This is a genomic window from Klebsiella sp. PCX, from assembly GCF_021869705.1.
Lineage (GTDB): Bacteria > Pseudomonadota > Gammaproteobacteria > Enterobacterales > Enterobacteriaceae > Klebsiella > Klebsiella quasipneumoniae.
Genome location: NZ_CP091527.1, coordinates 3,509,358 through 3,527,521, shown reverse-complemented (window position 1 = coordinate 3,527,521; position 18,164 = coordinate 3,509,358). Strand labels below are relative to the sequence as shown.

17 protein-coding genes are annotated in these 18,164 nt (G+C 61.6%); 9 read left to right on the top strand and 8 right to left on the bottom strand.

Going from position 1 to position 18,164, the window contains the following annotated elements; genetic code table 11:
* The first annotated feature begins 6 nt into the window (after positions 1 to 6).
* From GQR96_RS16780 to GQR96_RS16770, 3 genes are read left to right on the top strand one after another with little or no spacing between them, the layout of a single operon-like run.
* Entirely contained in the window at positions 7 to 1,164 is a 1,158-nt protein-coding gene (locus GQR96_RS16780; protein ID WP_069135500.1) for an ABC transporter permease, read from the top strand.
* Complete coding sequence (locus GQR96_RS16775; RefSeq protein ID WP_069135501.1) at positions 1,157 to 2,104, top strand: ABC transporter ATP-binding protein; 948 nt, start codon at positions 1,157 to 1,159, stop codon at positions 2,102 to 2,104. Before GQR96_RS16780 ends, GQR96_RS16775 begins: the two co-directional genes overlap by 8 nt.
* Positions 2,088 to 2,825: an ABC transporter permease gene (locus GQR96_RS16770; protein WP_069135502.1), complete on the top strand. Its 738-nt coding sequence runs from the start codon at positions 2,088 to 2,090 to the stop codon at positions 2,823 to 2,825. Before GQR96_RS16775 ends, GQR96_RS16770 begins: the two co-directional genes overlap by 17 nt.
* Here the strand turns inward: GQR96_RS16770 and GQR96_RS16765 are convergent.
* On the bottom strand, positions 2,800 to 2,913 hold the full coding sequence (locus GQR96_RS16765) for a protein YohO (RefSeq protein ID WP_002912762.1): 114 nt from the start codon (positions 2,911 to 2,913) through the stop codon (positions 2,800 to 2,802). The genes GQR96_RS16770 and GQR96_RS16765 overlap by 26 nt on opposite strands.
* 229 nt (positions 2,914 to 3,142) lie before the next feature.
* Here GQR96_RS16765 and GQR96_RS16760 point away from each other — a divergent pair, with 229 nt between their 5' ends.
* Genes GQR96_RS16760 through GQR96_RS16750 form a run of 3 tightly spaced genes read left to right on the top strand, consistent with a single transcriptional unit; the run spans position 3,143 to position 6,062 of the window.
* On the top strand, positions 3,143 to 4,831 hold the full coding sequence (locus GQR96_RS16760) for a sensor histidine kinase (RefSeq protein ID WP_004201596.1): 1,689 nt from the start codon (positions 3,143 to 3,145) through the stop codon (positions 4,829 to 4,831).
* On the top strand, positions 4,825 to 5,544 hold the full coding sequence (btsR, locus tag GQR96_RS16755) for a two-component system response regulator BtsR (RefSeq protein WP_004144215.1): 720 nt from the start codon (positions 4,825 to 4,827) through the stop codon (positions 5,542 to 5,544). The genes GQR96_RS16760 and btsR overlap by 7 nt, the downstream gene beginning before the upstream one ends.
* A gap of 47 nt (positions 5,545 to 5,591) precedes the next feature.
* Positions 5,592 to 6,062, top strand: a complete 471-nt coding sequence (locus tag GQR96_RS16750) for a YehS family protein (RefSeq protein WP_017899341.1) — start codon at positions 5,592 to 5,594, stop codon at positions 6,060 to 6,062.
* 109 nt (positions 6,063 to 6,171) lie between these two features.
* Here the strand turns inward: GQR96_RS16750 and metG are convergent, their stop codons facing one another.
* Positions 6,172 to 8,205, bottom strand: coding sequence for a methionine--tRNA ligase (gene metG / locus GQR96_RS16745; protein WP_032431250.1), 2,034 nt, complete (start codon positions 8,203 to 8,205; stop codon positions 6,172 to 6,174).
* Positions 8,206 to 8,358: 153 nt separating this feature from the next.
* On the opposite strand from metG, the gene apbC reads away from it, so the two are divergent.
* The gene (gene apbC, locus GQR96_RS16740; protein WP_062914156.1) at positions 8,359 to 9,468 is read left to right on the top strand and encodes an iron-sulfur cluster carrier protein ApbC; all 1,110 of its coding nucleotides are present in this window, start codon (positions 8,359 to 8,361) and stop codon (positions 9,466 to 9,468) included.
* Here the strand turns inward: apbC and GQR96_RS16735 are convergent.
* Together GQR96_RS16735 and GQR96_RS16730 are read right to left on the bottom strand one after the other, a co-directional pair.
* On the bottom strand, positions 9,465 to 9,926 hold the full coding sequence (locus GQR96_RS16735; protein WP_017899343.1) for a GNAT family N-acetyltransferase: 462 nt from the start codon (positions 9,924 to 9,926) through the stop codon (positions 9,465 to 9,467). The two genes, apbC and GQR96_RS16735, sit on opposite strands and share 4 nt — an antisense overlap.
* Entirely contained in the window at positions 9,901 to 10,218 is a 318-nt protein-coding gene (locus tag GQR96_RS16730) for an RcnB family protein (protein WP_017899344.1), read from the bottom strand. Before GQR96_RS16730 ends, GQR96_RS16735 begins: the two co-directional genes overlap by 26 nt.
* Before the next feature lie 183 nt (positions 10,219 to 10,401).
* Between GQR96_RS16730 and GQR96_RS16725 the strand changes: the two genes are divergently transcribed.
* Positions 10,402 to 11,301, top strand: coding sequence for a LysR family transcriptional regulator (locus tag GQR96_RS16725; RefSeq protein WP_004201589.1), 900 nt, complete (start codon positions 10,402 to 10,404; stop codon positions 11,299 to 11,301).
* Here GQR96_RS16725 and GQR96_RS16720 read toward each other — a convergent pair.
* Entirely contained in the window at positions 11,291 to 12,634 is a 1,344-nt protein-coding gene (locus tag GQR96_RS16720; RefSeq protein WP_023318729.1) for an NCS2 family permease, read from the bottom strand. The genes GQR96_RS16725 and GQR96_RS16720 overlap by 11 nt on opposite strands.
* A gap of 2 nt (positions 12,635 to 12,636) precedes the next feature.
* Complete coding sequence (locus tag GQR96_RS16715; RefSeq protein ID WP_004201587.1) at positions 12,637 to 14,448, bottom strand: adenine deaminase; 1,812 nt, start codon at positions 14,446 to 14,448, stop codon at positions 12,637 to 12,639.
* A 120-nt stretch (positions 14,449 to 14,568) separates the two neighbouring features.
* Between GQR96_RS16715 and GQR96_RS16710 the strand changes: the two genes are divergently transcribed.
* On the top strand, positions 14,569 to 15,483 hold the full coding sequence (locus tag GQR96_RS16710; protein ID WP_025999155.1) for a LysR family transcriptional regulator: 915 nt from the start codon (positions 14,569 to 14,571) through the stop codon (positions 15,481 to 15,483).
* Here the strand turns inward: GQR96_RS16710 and GQR96_RS16705 are convergent.
* Positions 15,480 to 15,902, bottom strand: coding sequence for a universal stress protein (locus GQR96_RS16705; RefSeq protein WP_032456392.1), 423 nt, complete (start codon positions 15,900 to 15,902; stop codon positions 15,480 to 15,482). The genes GQR96_RS16710 and GQR96_RS16705 overlap by 4 nt on opposite strands.
* Before the next feature lie 140 nt (positions 15,903 to 16,042).
* Complete coding sequence (locus GQR96_RS16700; RefSeq protein WP_069135503.1) at positions 16,043 to 18,019, bottom strand: alkyl/aryl-sulfatase; 1,977 nt, start codon at positions 18,017 to 18,019, stop codon at positions 16,043 to 16,045.
* Positions 18,020 to 18,164: the final 145 nt, after the last annotated feature.

The following is an 18,164-nucleotide window of genomic DNA, read 5'->3' as shown; positions in this document are numbered from 1 at the left end:
CCACCGGTGACCATTCGCTGTACTCACCGCGTCGGCCTGCTGCTGACAGGCCTGCTGCTGGTTACGCTGGCGCTGCCGTTTATCACTTACGCGCCGAATCGCTTACTCTCCGGGGAAGGGCGCGGGCTGTGGCAGGTGATGCCCTGGCTCGCCGGCGTTCAGCTGGCGGCAGCCCTCGCCGGGATCCTGCTCTGCTGGCTGCCGGGCAGGGTCGCGCCGCTTCTCCATCTGCTGCTGGCCGAACTGCTCTTCCCGCTGCTTATCTGGGGCAGCGGCCAGGCGGCGCTTGAGCTCTCCCGGCAAGGCTCGCCGCTGGCGCGCACCTCGCCCGGCAGCGGCCTGTGGCTGTCGCTGGCGCTCTGCCTGCTGCTGGCCAGCGAGGCCATTCGTCATCTTACCGCCCGGCCGCTATGGCGCTGGCTGCTCAATGCGCAAGTCTGGCTTCTGCCCATCATCCTGCTCGCCGCCGGGGCGCTCGATCAGCTCTCGCTGCTGAAAGAGTATGCCAACCGCCAGGAGGTGTTTGACGACGCTCTGCGCCAGCATCTGCTTCTGCTGTTTGGCACCCTGCTGCCGGGTCTGCTGATCGGCCTGCCGCTGGGGGTATGGCTCTGGCGGCGTCCGCGCTGGCAGGCGCCGGCCTTCACTGTGCTCAATGTGATCCAGACTATCCCGTCGGTGGCGCTGTTCGGCCTGCTGATTGCCCCGCTTGCCGGTGTGGCGCGCTATTTTCCGGCGCTGGGCGAGCTGGGCGTCTCCGGGACCGGCGTGGCGCCGGCCCTGATTGCCCTGACATTGTATGCGCTGCTGCCGCTGGTGCGCGGGGTGGTGACCGGCCTGCAGCAGGTGCCGCAGGATGCGCTGGAGAGCGCGACGGCGATGGGCATGAGCGCCGGGCAGCGCTTTCGTCAGGTGCAGCTTCCGCTGGCGATGCCGGTGCTGCTGCGCAGCCTGCGGGTGGTCAGCGTGCAAACCGTCGGCATGGCGGTGGTGGCGGCGCTGATCGGCGCCGGCGGCTTTGGCGCGCTGGTATTTCAGGGGCTGCTGAGCAGCGCGCTGGATCTGGTGCTGCTGGGCGTGGTGCCGACCATTGCCCTGGCGGTGGTGGTGGATGCCCTGTTCGCGCTGTGGGGCGCCTGGCTAAAAGGAGAGGCCAATGATTGAATTTCAAGGGGTCAGCAAAGCGTTTGCCGGCCACCCGGCGGTGAAGGACCTGACCCTGGAGCTGCGCGAAGGCGCCTTTTCGGTGCTGGTGGGAACCTCCGGCTCGGGCAAGTCGACGACGCTGAAAATGATCAACCGCCTGCTGGAGCCGGACCGGGGCATGATTCGCTTTGCCGGCGAAGACATCCGCCAGCAGCCGCTCCTGACCCTGCGGCGACGGATGGGCTATGCCATCCAGTCTATCGGCCTGTTTCCCCACTGGACGGTGGCGCAGAATATCGCCACCGTGCCGCAGCTGCAAAAATGGCCGCGGGCGAGGATCGCCGACCGGGTCGACGAGCTGATGGCGCTGCTGGGGCTGGAGGCGACGCTGCGCGACCGCTATCCCCATCAGCTTTCCGGCGGCCAACAGCAGCGGGTCGGGGTGGCGCGGGCGCTGGCGGCAGACCCGGAGGTGCTGCTGATGGATGAACCCTTCGGCGCCCTCGACCCGGTGACCCGCGAGGCGCTGCAGCAGGAGATGCTGCGCATTCACCGCCTGCTGGGGCGAACCATTGTCCTGGTGACCCATGATATTGACGAAGCGCTGCGCCTGGCGGACCACCTGGTGCTGATGGATGGTGGCGAGGTGATCCAGCAGGGGGCGCCGCTGGCGATGCTCCTGCGGCCAGAGAATAGCTTTGTGCAGACCTTTTTTGGCCGCAGCGAGCTGGGCGTGCGCCTGCTGTCGCTGCGTGAGGTGCGGGACTATCTACGCCCCGACGAGCGGCTGGCGGGCGAGGGGCTGACCGTCACCATGACCCTGCGGGAAGCGCTATCGCAGTTTGTCGCCCGGCGCTGCGAGGCGCTGCCGGTGGTGGATGCCGAGGGGCAGCCCTGCGGCACGCTGCATTTTGCCGATCTGCTGCGCCAGGAGGCGAGCCATGAAGGCGCTTCGTGAGCCGTTGTGGTGGCTTATCGCGCTGTTCATCGGCCTGCTGATGGGGCTACCCTACAGCGCGCCGCTGTTCAGCCGGCTGTTTCCGGAGCTGCCGCGGCCGGTTTACCAGCAGGAGAGCTTCTGGGCGCTCACTCTCGATCACGGCTGGCTGGTAGTGGTATCCAGCCTCGCGGCAATCGCCGTCGGGCTGGGGGCAGGGGTGGCGGTTACCCGGCCCGCGGGCAGCGCGTTTCGTCCGCTGGCGGAGACCATCGCCGCTATCGGGCAGACCTTTCCGCCGGTGGCGGTGCTGGCGATGGCGGTACCGGTGCTGGGCTTTGGCTGGCTGCCGGCGCTGATCGCCCTCGCGCTGTATGGCATACTGCCGGTGCTGCAGGGGACGCTGGCCGGGCTGGGCTCGATACCGTCGGGCGTGTCAGATGTGGCAGAAGGGATGGGAATGACCGGCTGGCAGCGTCTGTATAAGGTGGAGCTGCCGCTGGCGGCCCCGGTGATCCTGGCGGGGATCCGCACCTCGGTCATCGTCAATATTGGTACCGCGACGATAGCCTCGACGGTGGGGACCAATACGCTTGGGACGCCGATCATCATCGGCCTGAGCGGGTTTAATACCGCCTATATTGTGCAGGGGGCGCTACTGGTGGCGCTGGCGGCGATCATTGTCGACCGCGCGTTTGAGCGTCTGACCCGCTGGATCAGCCGACACCGCCACGCACAATAAAGGAATAGCCGGCCAGCATTACGCCGCTGATCCCGCCGATGGCCATAAGTAAGAAGAGAGTGACGACCGCGATTTTCGCTGGCTTCATAATAGGCTCCTGATGTTAACAGGGGGATTATACGGTGAAGCGCAGGTGTTAATGAAACATTAATTGCGGTTTAGCGCGCCGCGCCGGGCTTTTTGCCGCTTTGGCTGAGCAACGCGCCGCAAAAAAGTGTGATCCTGCCCGTCATTTTTCATTTTTATGCAGGGCTTCAAAGAAAGTTTTCTCCAGTCAGGGTATGGTACGCGCTTTCTGAAATGTGTGGTTTGCGGGTATGTACGAGTTTGATCTGGTGTTGCTGCTGCTTCAGCAGATGTGCGTATTTTTGGTCATCGCGTGGTTGATGAGCAAAACCCGACTGTTTATCCCCCTGATGCAAGTCACCGTTCGCCTGCCGCACAAGCTGCTGTGCTACGTCACCTTCTCCATTTTCTGCATTATGGGGACCTATTTTGGTCTGCATATCGAAGACTCTATCGCCAACACCCGCGCCATCGGCGCCGTGATGGGCGGCCTGCTCGGCGGCCCGGTGGTCGGCGGGCTGGTGGGGCTGACCGGCGGCCTGCACCGCTACTCGCTGGGGGGGATGACCGCGTTAAGCTGTATGGTCTCCACCATCGTCGAGGGGCTACTGGGCGGTCTGGTGCACAGCGTGCTGGTCAAACGCGGCCGGCCGGACAAAGTCTTTAGCCCGCTCACCGCCGGGGCGATCACCTTCGTGGCCGAGCTGGTGCAGATGATGATCATTCTGCTGATTGCCCGCCCGTTCCAGGACGCCCTGCATCTGGTGCAGAGCATTGCTGCGCCGATGATGGTGACCAATACCGTCGGTGCGGCGCTGTTTATGCGCATTCTGCTGGACAAGCGGGCGATGTTCGAGAAGTACACCTCCGCTTTTTCCGCCACGGCGCTGAAGGTGGCGGCGTCCACCGAGGGGATCCTGCGTCAGGGGTTCAACGAAGAGAACAGCATGAAGGTGGCCCAGGTGCTTATCCAGGAGCTGGATATCGGCGCGGTGGCGATCACCGATCGCGACAAGCTGCTGGCGTTCACCGGCATCGGCGACGACCACCATCTGCCGGGCAAACCTATCTCCTCGTCGTATACGCAACGGGCGATTGAGACCGGGGAGGTGGTGTATGCCGACGGCAACGAGGTGCCCTACCGCTGCTCGATTCATCCGCACTGTAAGCTGGGATCGACGCTGGTGATCCCCTTACGCGGTGAGAACCAGCGGGTGATCGGCACCATCAAATTGTATGAGGCGAAAAACCGTCTGTTCAGTTCGATCAACCGCACCCTAGGAGAGGGGATCGCTCAGCTGCTGTCGGCGCAGATCCTCGCCGGGCAGTACGAGCGGCAGAAGGCGCTGCTGACGCAATCCGAAATCAAGCTCCTGCATGCCCAGGTTAACCCGCACTTCCTGTTTAACGCGCTCAACACCCTGAAGGCGGTGATCCGTCGCGACAGCGAGCAGGCCGGCCAGCTAGTGCAGTATCTGTCGACCTTCTTTCGCAAGAACCTGAAGCGGCCGACGGAAATCGTCACCCTCGCCGATGAGATAGAGCATGTTAACGCCTATCTGCAGATTGAGAAGGCCCGCTTTCAGGCTAACCTGCAGATCCAGATGGCGGTGCCGGAAGGGCTGGCGCATCACCAGCTGCCGGCCTTTACCCTCCAGCCGATCGTGGAGAACGCCATTAAGCATGGCACATCGCAGCATCTAGGCGTCGGCGAAATTACCATTCGCGCCAGCCAGGACGATCGCTGGCTGCAGCTGGATATCGAAGATAACGCCGGGCTGTACCAGGCCAACCCTCAGGCCAGCGGGCTGGGGATGAATCTGGTGGACAGGCGGCTGCGGGCGCGTTTTGGCGCCGACTGCGGCATCAGCGTCACCTGCGAGCCGGAGCGCTTTACCCGTGTCACCCTACGTCTGCCCCTGGAGGAGAATGCATGCTGAGAGTATTGATCGTCGATGATGAGCCGCTGGCGCGGGAAAACCTGCGTATATTGCTGGAGACACAGCGCGATATCGAGATCGTCGGCGAGTGCGGCAACGCGGTGGAGGCGATTGGCGCGGTACATAAGCTGCGTCCCGACGTGTTGTTTCTCGACATCCAGATGCCGCGCATCAGCGGTCTGGAGATGGTCGGGATGCTCGACCCGGAGCACCGCCCCTATATTGTGTTTCTCACCGCCTTTGATGAATACGCGGTGAAAGCCTTTGAGGAGCACGCTTTTGACTATCTGCTCAAGCCGATTGAAGCTGCGCGGCTGGAGAAAACCCTCGCCCGCCTGCGCCAGGAGCGTAATCTGCAGGATGTGTCGCTGCTGGATGATGCTCAGCAGACGCTGAAATACATACCCTGTACCGGTCACAGCCGTATCTGGCTGCTGCAGATGGAGGATGTAGCCTTCGTCAGCAGCCGGATGAGCGGCATCTACGTGACCGACCGCGAGGGCAAGGAAGGGTTTACCGAGCTGACCCTGCGCACCCTTGAGAGCCGCACGCCGCTGCTGCGCTGCCATCGCCAGTATCTGGTGAATATGGCGCACCTGAAGGAGATTCGCCTGGAGGAGAATGGTCAGGCGGAGCTGCTAATGCGCGCCGGGCAAACGGTGCCGGTGAGCCGACGCTATTTAAAAAGCCTGAAAGAGGCGATTGGCCTGTAAAGCTGCTACACTGCGCCCCATTGCATCATCGACAGTAAAAGGCACTCATGCTCAGTAATGATATTCTTCGTAGCCTGCGCTACACCCTGAAAGTCAATAATAACGATATGGTGCGCATTCTTGCGCTATCCGCTATGGAATCCACCTCCGCCAGCTTCGACACCTGGACCACGAAAGAGGATGAAGAGGGCTTTGTCCGCTGCCCGGACATTATCCTGTCGGGTTTCCTCAACGGCCTTATCTATGACAAGCGCGGCAAAGACGATTCGGCGCCGGAGTTAGCGCTGGAGCGTCGGGTGAATAACAACACGGTGCTGAAAAAGCTGCGGATCGCCTTCTCGCTGAAAACGGACGATATTGTGGCGATCATGAGCGAGCAGAAATACCGCGTGTCGGTGCCGGAAGTGACCGCCATGATGCGATCGCCTGACCACAAAAACTACCGCGAGTGCGGCGACCAGTTTCTGCGCAATTTCCTGCGCGGGCTGACCCAGCGGGTGCATCACCCGAAACCGTGATTTTTGCCGGGTGGCGGTTTCGCCTTACCCGGTCTACATAACCCGTAGGCCCGTGCAAGCGCAGCGCCGCCGGGCAAAAAAAAGCCGGATGGTTAATCCGGCTTTTTTATTATTTCACCTGCTGACCCGGCTTGGCGCCGTCGTCAGGGCTTAACAGGAAGATATCCTTCCCGCCAGGGCCGGCGGCCATCACCATCCCTTCCGAGATACCGAAGCGCATTTTGCGCGGCGCCAGGTTGGCGACCATCACCGTCAGGCGGCCAATCAGCGGCTGCGGATCCGGATAAGCGGAGCGGATGCCGGAGAAGACGTTACGCTTCTCGCCGCCCAGATCCAGCGTCAGGCGCAGCAGCTTGTCGGAGCCTTCAACAAATTCCGCGTTCTCAATCAGCGCCACGCGCAGATCGACTTTGGCGAAATCGTCAAAGGTGATGGTGTCCTGAATCGGATCGTCCGCCAGCGGGCCGGTCACTGGCGCAGCTGCGGCTTTCACCTCTTCTTTTGACGCTTCAACCAGGGCTTCCACCTGTTTCATCTCGATGCGGTTGTACAGCGCCTTAAACGGATTGACCTTATGCGCCAGCAGCGGCTGCTGAATGGCGTCCCAGCTCAGCTCGCTGTTGAGGAACGCTTCCGCACGCGCGGCCAGCTGCGGCAGGACCGGTTTCAGCCAGGTCATCAGCACGCGGAACATGTTCAGACCCATGGTGCAGATGGCCTGCAGGTCGGCGTCGCGGCCTTCCTGTTTCGCCACCACCCACGGCGCCTGCTCATCGACATAGCGGTTGGCCACGTCGGCGAGCGCCATGATTTCGCGGATGGCCTTACCGAACTCGCGGCTGTCCCACGCTTCGCCGATGCTTTCCGCCGCGTCGGTGAAGGTTTTGTACAGCGCCGGGTCGGCCAGCTCAGCGGCCAGCACGCCGTCAAAACGCTTGCTGATAAAGCCGGCGTTGCGCGAGGCGAGGTTAACCACCTTGTTGACGATGTCGGCATTCACGCGCTGGATAAAGTCTTCCAGGTTAAGGTCGATGTCATCGATGCGCGAAGAGAGCTTGGCGGTGTAGTAGTAGCGCAGGCTGTCGGCATCAAAGTGTTTCAGCCAGGTGCTGGCCTTGATGAAGGTGCCGCGCGACTTGGACATCTTCGCGCCGTTGACCGTCACGTAGCCGTGCACGAACAGGTTAGTCGGCTTACGGAAGTTGCTGCCTTCCAGCATCGCCGGCCAGAACAGGCTGTGGAAGTAGACGATGTCCTTGCCGATAAAGTGATACAGCTCGGCCGTGGAGTCTTTCTTCCAGTATTCGTCGAAGCTGGTGGTGTCGCCGCGCTTGTCGCACAGGTTCTTGAAGGAGCCCATGTAGCCGATCGGCGCGTCCAGCCAGACGTAGAAGTATTTGCCCGGCGCGTTCGGAATTTCGAAGCCGAAGTACGGCGCATCGCGGGAGATGTCCCACTGCTGCAGGCCGGACTCAAACCACTCCTGCATTTTGTTCGCCACCTGCTCCTGCAGCGCGCCGCTGCGGGTCCACGCCTGCAGCATTTCGCTGAATGACGGCAGGTCGAAGAAGAAATGTTCGGAGTCACGCATCACCGGCGTGGCGCCGGAGACCACCGATTTCGGGTCGATAAGCTCGGTAGGGCTGTAGGTCGCGCCGCACACTTCGCAGTTATCGCCGTACTGGTCTGGAGATTTACACTTCGGACAGGTGCCTTTCACAAAACGGTCCGGCAGGAACATGCCTTTTTCCGGATCGTAGAGCTGAGAGATGGTACGGTTTTTGATAAAGCCGTTCTCTTTCAGACGAGTGTAGATCAGCTCCGACAGCTCGCGGTTCTCATCGCTGTGCGTCGAGTGATAGTTGTCGTAGCTGATGTCGAAGCCGGCAAAATCGGTCTGATGCTCCTGACTCATCTCGCCAATCATCTGCTCCGGAGTGATACCGAGCTGTTGCGCCTTGAGCATAATCGGCGTGCCGTGGGCGTCGTCGGCGCAGATGAAGTTGACTTCATGGCCGCGCATTCGCTGGTAACGGACCCAGACATCAGCCTGGATGTGCTCCAGCATGTGGCCGAGGTGGATGGAGCCGTTGGCGTACGGCAGGGCGCACGTTACCAGAATTTTCTTCGCGACTTGAGTCATAGTGAGCATTACATCTTCTGTTGTAAAAAGGGCTTCCGATATTACCAAAAGGGCTGTGGGTGCGCCATAAATGGCTGCCCATATATGGATAATCCTTACCTGTGATAAACTCTGTGATTACTGAAAGCATCTCAAAACAACAAAGGAGTCGGGATGAATTCGCAATCCCAGGCCAAATCCCCCGAGCGCCTACGTGCGATGGTCGCCGGGACGCTGGCCAATTTCCAGCACCCAACCCTGAAGCATAACCTCACCACCCTCAAGGCGCTGCACCATGTCGCCTGGCTGGATGATACCATTCATATTGAGCTGCAGATGCCGTTCGTCTGGAGCAGCGCCTTCGAAGCGCTGAAAGAGCAGTGCAGCGCCGAGCTGCTGCGCATCACTGGCGCGAAGGCTATCGACTGGAAGCTGACCCACAGCATCGCCACCCTCAAGCGCGTGAAAAACCAGCCCGGGATCAACGGCGTGAAGAACATTATCGCCATCAGCTCCGGGAAAGGCGGCGTCGGTAAATCCTCCACGGCGGTAAACCTGGCGCTGGCACTCGCCGCGGAAGGGGCGAAGGTGGGCATTCTGGATGCCGATATCTACGGCCCGTCGATTCCGACCATGCTTGGCGCGGAGGACAGCCGCCCGACCTCGCCGGACGGCACCCATATGGCGCCGATCATGAAGTACGGGCTGGCCACCAATTCCATCGGCTACCTGGTGACTGACGACAACGCCATGGTCTGGCGCGGCCCGATGGCCAGCAAGGCGCTGATGCAGATGCTGCAGGAGACCCTGTGGCCGGATCTGGATTACCTGGTGCTGGATATGCCGCCGGGCACTGGCGACATTCAGCTGACGCTGGCGCAGAACATTCCGGTGACCGGCGCGGTGGTGGTCACCACGCCGCAGGACATCGCGCTGATCGACGCCAAAAAGGGCATCGTGATGTTCGAGAAAGTGGAAGTGCCAGTGCTGGGGATCGTGGAAAACATGAGCATGCATATCTGCAGCAACTGCGGGCACCACGAGCCGATCTTCGGCACCGGCGGCGCGCAAAAACTGGCCGAGAAATACCACACCCAGCTGCTGGGCCAGCTGCCGCTGCATATTACGCTGCGGGAAGATCTGGATAACGGCACGCCGACGGTGGTGGCGCGTCCGGACAGCGAATTTACCGACATTTACCGCCAGCTGGCGGGCCGGGTGGCGGCCCAGATGTACTGGCAGGGAGAAGTGATCCCGGGTGAGATTGCCTTCCGCGCCGTTTAAGGCCGCGGCGAGCGCATCAGCCAGTATCCGCCCTCGGGCGAGGCGCCCTGTGCTTCGATGGTCCAGCCGTGACGCTGGTAGAAGCGCAGGGCGTTTTTATTTTCCATCAGGCACTTCAGCGTCCCGCTGGCGGTAAAGGTCCGTTCGACCTGCGCCAGCAGCGCGCTGCCGATATGTTTGCCCTGCCAGTCCGGGTCGACGAACAGATGGTGAAGGAAATTATCGGCGGTCCATACGGCGGCAAAGCCCACCGGCAGGCCGTCGCATTCCGCGACCCACAGCTGTTCATCCGCGGTGGCGGCATCGAAATCTTCCAGCCGCCACGTCGTGGAGGGAAGCCAGGTCCACGATACACTGCGCGCCCGCAGGAAGAGCTGGCGCAGCGCCGGAGAGTCCGCTGGTTCGCCGGGGCGGATGCGGATATTGAGCGGATCAGCGATGATAGAAGATCTCGCCATCGTACACCTTGAGGATTTTGCCTTCGGTGTCGGTGATCAGCACGTAGTTACCGCCCATATAGGTCCAGTGGCTGCCGGCGTCCGGCGCGGGAAGATTACGCTGCTGCCAGCCTTTGATGTTGTATTCCGGGGTAAGGTACATCGCCGGAACGGTGTCGCCAATGTGAAACTGGGTGAAGTCGGCGGTGAACTCTTTCAGCGCATACTGCTCGATCCCCGCGGCAGAAGCCGTCCAGCTGGCGCCAGCGGTGGCAAGGAGTACGCCCAGAAGCATCATTTTTGTTTTACGCATAATTTCCTCAATATTACCTGGACTCAAAATAGCAGCCTCGTATCATTCCTGATGCGTTGCTGAAATGGCAAGCACTGGATTTTTAAAAAGTGTAAGCAAAACACGGCGCAAGTCCTGCGCTGCTTGCGTTGCAGCGACGGTGATGCGTATTTTGGGAGCAATCTGAAGCAGGGGAGAATCGGCATGTTCAGGCTGGAAGATCTGACCTTATTTGTCCGCGCCGCGGCACTGGGCAGTTTTAGCGACGCCGCGCGCGAGGCGGGGCAGCAGCCGGCGCAGGTGAGCGCGGCGATTAAACGTCTGGAGACGATCCTCAATATTCGCCTGTTCGCCCGCTCGACCCGCAGCCTGCGCCTGACGCCGGAGGGGGAGACCTGGCTGCCGTATGCCACCCAGATGCTCGATACCCTCGAGGCCGGCCTGCAGAAGATCCAGACCCCGGATGATGAAATTCGCGGCATGCTGCAGATTGCCGTGCCGTCAGACCTCGGGCGTAACCTGCTCCTGACCTTGTTCCGCGACTTTCGGCAACGCCATCCGGCGCTGCGCCTGCGGCTGCTCTTTTCCGACCAACTGACCGACGTGTTTAAAGATCCGGTGGACGTCGCGTTTCGCTATGGCAATAACGATGACGCCTCGTTTATTTCGCTGCCGGTGGCGCCGGAAAATCGTCGGGTGCTGGTGGCCTCCCCAGAGTGGATCGCCCGCCACGGCGAGCCGCAGACCCTTCAGGAGCTCGGCCAGCACAATGCGTTGATCTACATTTTGCGCGGCCGCCCGTTCGACCGCTGGTCACTGAGCCTCGACGGAGAAGTTCAGCAGCAGAAGGTCTCCGGCACGGTGATGAGCGACGACGCGGAGGTGATCCGGCGGCTGGCGGTGGCCGGGGAGGGCATTGCCTATAAATCGATGCTCGACGTCAGCGACGATCTGCGGGCGGGCCGCCTGCGGCGCCTGCTGCCGCGTTACCAGGGGGATATGGTGCCGTTGAACCTGATTTGTCCGCACCGCAAGCAGCTCTCTGCCGCGGTGCGTTTGTTATATGAAGAGGTGAAAGCACATTGTGAAGGGCTTAATGTCTAACTAAGGTCGCGAAGTAGTAGACCAGAGGGACGGCCAGCACCCACAGGCCAATCGGGATTTCCCGCCACTTGCCGGCGATGGCCTTGATCACAATGTAAAACAGCAGCCCGCCGGCGATACCGGTGCCGAAGCTGTTGGCGATGAGGGTGATCATCACCATCATCAGTACCGGCAGGCCGTCGGTGAAGTTGCCGAGATCCACTTTGCGCAGGCCGCTGAACATGTTCAGGCCGATCAGGATCAGCGCCGGGGCGGTGGCCTCCTTCGGGATCATCAGCGCCACCGGCGTGAACAGCAGCATCAGCAGGAACATCACCGCCGCCGACAGCGCGGTGAGGCCGGTTTTGCCGCCGGCTTCCGCTGCCGCCGAGGACTCGATCAGCGCCGTTGCCGCCGGAATCCCCACCCACGGGCCGAGCGCCGCAGCAATCGAATCGACCATAAACGGGCGATTAATCTGCGGCATGTTGCCTTCTTCATCCAGCAGACCTGCCTCGCCGCCCACCGCCAGCGTCGTCCCCATGGTGGAGAAAAACTCAGAAGCGAAAAAGACGAACAGGAACGGCAGGAAGGCGATGTTTAACGCCCCCAGCAGGTCAACCTGTCCCAGCACCGGCGCCAGCGAGTGGGGGACATCGATAAAATGCGTCGGCAGTTTGGTCACGCCGAACGGGATCCCCACCAGGGTAGCGCACAGAATGGCCCACAAAATGGCGCCCGGCACCTTACGCGCCTGCAGGGCTATCGCCAGGAACAGGCCGCACAGCGCCACCAGCGCGCCGGGGGCGAGAAAGTCGCCGAGCATCAGGGCGTTGGTTTTGGCATTGGCGAGCACCAGCCCGGCGTTGCGAAAGCCGAGAACGGCGACAAACAGGCCGATGGAGGCCGTCAGCCCCAGCTTGATCGACTGCGGCACCGAGCGGGTGACCACTTCGCGCAGGCCAAAGCGGGTCAGCAGGAAGAAGAGAACCCCTGACCAGCAGGCGATCCCGAGGCCTGTCTGCCAGCCAATCCCCTCGCTACCGGCCAGCGTAACCCCTACCAGCACCGAGCCGCCAATGCCCGGGCCGACGATAAACGGCAGGTTGGCGTAAAACGCCATCAGCAGCGAACCGACGACGAAGACCAGAATGGTGCCGGTGGTGGCGGCGCCTTTGTCCATCCCGCCGATCGCCAGCAGTCCCGGGATGACCACCAGTAAATAGGCGGCGGCGAGGAAACCGGTGATCCCGGCCAGGCATTCAGTGCGTAGCGTGCCGCCGCGCGAGCGCAGCGCAAAGCGGCGCTCCAGCCAGTTATCGCGGGCGGAAGAGTGAAGTGTGTTATCGGCCATGCTCAGGCTCCCTGAGGATTATTGTTGTGAGGCGTTGGCGCCGGGGTCTCCCGGCAGGCTATCAACGGGTCGACTATCTGGCGGCTGCCGCCGTCGGTGAGACCCAAATCGGTTAAATGCGGCCCGGCGTTACAGGCAAGACAGGTGCCTTCAATAGCCTTGAAGACCCGGTACGGCGGCTCCCAGTCAGCGACTCTGCTGCTCAGATCGCGCAGCTCGCGGAACTGACGCGCCAGCTCGGCGGCCGGCAGATCCGACAGCATGCCGGCAATCGGCATCGCCACATGGGCGAGGATCTCGCCCTGTTGCGCCAGCGCCATCCCGCCGCCGGAGGCGATAAGCTGGTTGGCCGCCAGCGCCATATCCTCAGCATCGCGCCCGAGCACCACCAGATTGTGTGAGTCGTGGGAGTAGCTGGTGGCGATGGCGCCGCGCAGCTCGCCCCAGCCTTCAAGCAGGGCGATTTGCGGCGTCGCCTGATGGCGGCCGTGGCGGTGCTTGACCCAGATCAGGCTGAAGCCGGCGGGCAGCTGGACCTGGCCGTCGCGGATCTGCACCTCGACCTCACCCCACTGGGTGAAGCGCGCGCCGCGGATATGGCGCAGGCGGGCGACGCCGTGGCGAATGCCCTTGATGCGCAGGATAAAGTCATCGGCGGCGAGGGGGGCTATCTGTAAGGTATCGCGCGGCGGCGTTACGCCCGGCGCCGGGGCGATCGGCTTCAGCAGGCGGCCGGCCTGGGCCAGCCGTTCCCCGCCAACATAGACTTCGCGGGCCGCCAGTTTTTCCAGGGAGTCAAACACCACCAGATCGGCGCGCCGCCCGGCGGCAATCAGCCCGAGATCGTGGCGCTGCAGACGAATAGCGGCGTTGAGGGTGGCGAAACGCAGCGCGTCGACCGCCGGTAAACCGTGCTCGATCAGCAGGTTGAGCAGGGCGATGATCCCGCCTTTCTCCAGCAGCATATCCGGCGGCACGTCATCGGTGCAGACGGTGATCTGCGAGGAGAGGTGCGGCAGCGTTTTCAACGCCGCGACGATATCCGGCAGCAGATAGGGGTGCGAGCCGCGGATCTCGATCGTCAGACCGGCGCGCAGTTTTTCCAGCGCGTCGTCCGCCGAGGTCAGTTCATGATCGGAGGTGACGCCGGCGGCGAGGTAGGCCTGCAGGTCGGCGCCGCTCAGGCCGCGGGCGTGGCCTTCAATCAGTTTGCCGCTGTTAAGACCGGCCTGGACAATCTCCTGCATCCGCTCGCTGCCGTGCAGCACGCCGTGCATATCCATCACTTCTGCCACGCCGCGCACTTCCGGCCAGCCGAGCATGGTCTCCATTTCCGCGCCGGCGAAATCGGCGCCGGACATTTCGAGGCCGGGGGTGGAGGGCACGCTCGACGGCGCGGCGACCATCACCTGCAGCGGCAGGTGGCGGCTGGCGTCTACCGCGTAGCGCACGCCCTCGACGCCGAGCACATTGGCCAGCTCATGCGGATCCCAGAACACCGCGGTGGTGCCCTGGGTGAGGACGATTTCGGCGTAGCGCTCGGGTGGCAGATGCGAGCTTTCGAGGTGCACGTGGGTGTCCATCAGGCCGGGCGACAGATAGCTACCGGCCAGGGAATGCACTTCATGGGCGTCGGCGCGGCTGCCGCGGGGGTGGACGCTGGCGATCATCTCGCCGACGATACCGACGTCAGCGGGGCGAATTTCGCCCGTGGCCATATCGACGATCTGCGCATCGACCAGCAGCAGATCAAACGGGGATTCGCCGCGCGCGGCCTGTACGGCGCGACGGCGGACTTGAGCATTGCTGGACATAACCACTCCGGCACAAGGATAATGCGGATACTCTAGGGGCACAGCAAACGTTTGCCCAGATGAATAAATTTATCACCCGATAAGCTCGGGTTATTGTGCAGGACCACCGTAGCGAACCCGATAATGAAAGAACCCTGGCAGCGGCTGCCCGCGCTCTCACTTAAACAGCTTCAGTATTTCGTCACCCTGGCCCAGCTGCGCCATTTTACCGATACCGCCAGTCGGCTGGCGATTAGCCAGCCGGCGCTGAGCAGCGCCCTGCGGCAGATTGAAACGGTGCTCGGCGGCAAGCTGGTCAACCGCACCGCTTCGGCGGTCACCCTGACTGAGCTGGGGGCGGCGATTTTACCCCACGCCCAGCGGATCCTCAGCGTGGCGCAGGCGGCCTTTTTCGATATGCAGCAGATCGTCGAGGCGGGCGGCGACGGGACGGTGCGCATCGGCCTGGTGCCGTCGGTCAGTTCGCTGCTGTTTCCTCTGCTGCCGCAGACCCTGGCCCAGGCCTTTCCCCGCCTGCGCATTGAATTTCACGATCAGACCAACGATGCGCTTATCCTGGCGCTGCAGCGTGGCGAGATTGATTTCGGCATCGGGGCGATCGACAGCTCACTGCCCGCGGAATTGCTGGTCTATCCGCTGCGCGACGATCCCTTCGTGGCGGTGCTGCACCGCGACGATCCGCTGGCCGCGCAGGCGCATCTGCCGTGGAAACAGCTGGTGGGGCGGGACATTGCCGTGTTCTCGAAGGGCAATATCCAGCGGCTGGTGGCGGCATTAGTGGAGAGCCATCGCCTGACGCTGACCACCCGCTACCAGGTGGACTATATCGAAACCCTGTATGGCCTGGTACGCTCGCGCTTAGCGGTGGCGATTCTGCCGGAGCTGTACACCACCCATCTGCAGGACCCGGCGCTCAAGGTCGCGCAGCTGCAGCAGCCGGCGTTGACCCGCACGGTGGCCCTGATGCGCGGGCCGCAGGCGCTGCCGCCGCTTATCGAAGACTGTTTTTCCCTGCTACAGGCCGCCTTGCGCTAGGGCAGGTGCTTGATCAGCACGTCTATGGTTAAGTGGTTGATGTACTCCAGCGAGTGTGAGGAGAGGACGCCCAGCAGCCTGTTATGGTGCCCGGCAATAATTAAATCGATCTGCCGCTGTCGAATGCAGGCTTCGACATCTTCAAACCGGCGAGTGGTCACCAGCGAGAGAGTATCCACCGGCAGGGAGACGGTGCAGGCCAGCTCGTTGAGCAGGGCTTTGGCCTGGATCACCTCCTGCGAGACCTGATCGTCGCGCAGGCTGTCGGAAACATAGTTCAGCGCCCGGTAGTCGGTGCTGATGTGGGCGATGGTGATGCGCATGCCGTTCTCTTCTGCCATTCTGGCGGCATGCTCGAGCAGCGGGACGCCGTCCTGACTGCTGTTGATCAGTACCAGCGCATGGTGATAAAGCGCCATAAATACCTCCGCGCATAAAGTTGTCCTCAGCGTATTTTGAGCCGCTGGCGGGGGGATGGCAAACCCTCGGGCGCGTTTGCCTGAAGATAACGCCCCCCCGCGGCCTGACGGGCGGCGGGGGAGCGTTCGGCGCGTTGCGCTTACGGGGTGACGATGTTGAACCAGAAGGCAAAGGTGTCCATGTAGCTCAGCATTTCGTCGAGCTTAGCGCCATTGCCGCTAATGTTAACCTCGCCGTTAGCCTGAGCTTGCTGCAGCGTCTCCTGTTTCAGGATGATCTTATTCAGGGTGTCGCGGCTGAGCGAGATGCTGGCGTCAGCGTTGTCGGCTACCGCATTGGCGGTATGGTTAAGCACGCCGTTTTCCAGCTCCAGTTTGTACTTGCCGCCGTCTTTACCCAGGTCGATGTTAAAGACCGCTTTAGCCGCCCCGGCTTTTTCGCCGTTGAGATGCACCCCGAGGTAATCGAAGAACATTTCCGGCGTCATGGCGCGGACGGTATCCGGGCTGGCGGTGTTCGGCGTCGGCAGTTTCTGCACGCCGTTACGCAGCTCCTGAGCGCCGGTGAGGTAGAAGTTGCGCCAGGTCCCGGCTTCCGCCTGATACCCAAGCTGCTCCAGGGCGTCGGCTTCCAGATGACGCGCCTGCTGATTGTTAGGATCGGCGAAGACGATTTTGCTGGTCACCTGCGCCACCCAGCGGTAGTTCCCCTGCTGGTAGTCGGCTTTGGCTTTCTGCATGATGGCATCGGCGCCGCCCATATATTCCACGAACTTCTTCGCCGCCTGCTCTGGCGGCAGCTCGTCGAGGGTGGCCGGGTTGCCATCGAACCAGCCGAGGTAGAAGACGTAGGTCGCTTTCACATCGTGGCTAACGGAACCGTAGTAGCCGCGGCTGGACCACTGTTTCTCGAGTGAATCCGGCAGCTTGAAGTTGGCGGCGATCTCATCGCGGGTCATGCCCAAATTCGCCATCCGCAGAGTCTGGTCGTTGATATAGCGATACATATCGCGCTGACCTTTCATCAGCTTAACGATATTGTCGTTCCCCCAGGTCGGCCAGTGGTGCTGAGCGATAATCACTTCCGCATCGCTGCCCCAGCGGTCGATGGCGGCGTTGATGTATTTCGACCACGCCAGCGGATCGCGGATTTTGGCGCCGCGCAGCGAGTAAGTGTTGTGCAGGGTATGGGTCACATCCTCTGCCGCCTCGATCATTTTCTTCTCTTTGACATACCACAGCATCTCAGACGGCGCTTCTGAGCCCGGCGCCATCATAAAGTCATAGGTCAGACCGTCGATCACTTCCTGCTGACCGGTATGGGTAATGTAGTTGGTCGGCGGGATCAGCGTGACGGTACCCGCCGAGGTGGTGGTGCCGAGACCGGCGCCAACCTGACCTTTGGCGTCCGGCTTCAGCAGGTTGCCATACATATAGCTGGCGCGGCGGCTCATCGCGGTCCCGGCCATGATATTTTCGGAAACCGCTTCTTCCATAAAGCCGGCCGGGGCGTAAATTTTCACTTTACCGGCTTTGACATCGGCTTCATCCACCACGCCGCGGATACCGCCGTAGTGGTCCACATGGCTGTGGGTAAACAGCACCGCCATCACCGGTTTTTTCGGCCGGTGGGCAAAATAGAGCGCCAGAGCCTCTTTGGCCGGTTCGGCGCTTAGCAGCGGGTCGATGATGGTGATCCCGGTTTTGCCTTCAATAATGGTCATATTGGAAAGATCGAGATTACGGATCTGGTAAACGCCGTCGGTGACTTTGAACAGACCGCCGATATTAAGCAACTGTGACTGTCGCCACAGGCTGGGATTGACGGTGTCCGGCGCCTTTTCTCCCTCTTTGACGAAATGATATTTGGCCGGGTCCCAGATAATATTTCCCTGGTCACCTTTGAGCATCGCCGGCGGCAGGGGCGCGATAAATCCCTGATGGGCGTTGTTAAAATCGGTTTTATCCGCAAACGGCAGTTTGCGGTATAGCGCCTGGTTCGCCTCCCGCGTGGCCGGTGTGGCATCTTGTTGTTGCGCGGCGGCAAAGGCGGTTATCGACAAAGACGATAACATTCCGGCCAGCGCCAGATTTTTGGCTATCTGATTTAATTTCATCACTACCTCTCAGGTAATTTATTACGTGGGAATAAAAGCAATATTTCCCGCTTAAAAAGTGAATGGCTTGCGGTTTATTCTAAAGACTAATATTCCGCTGAATAGTCCCATATGGGACTGGCGCGGCGCCGCCAAAGGATCCTCT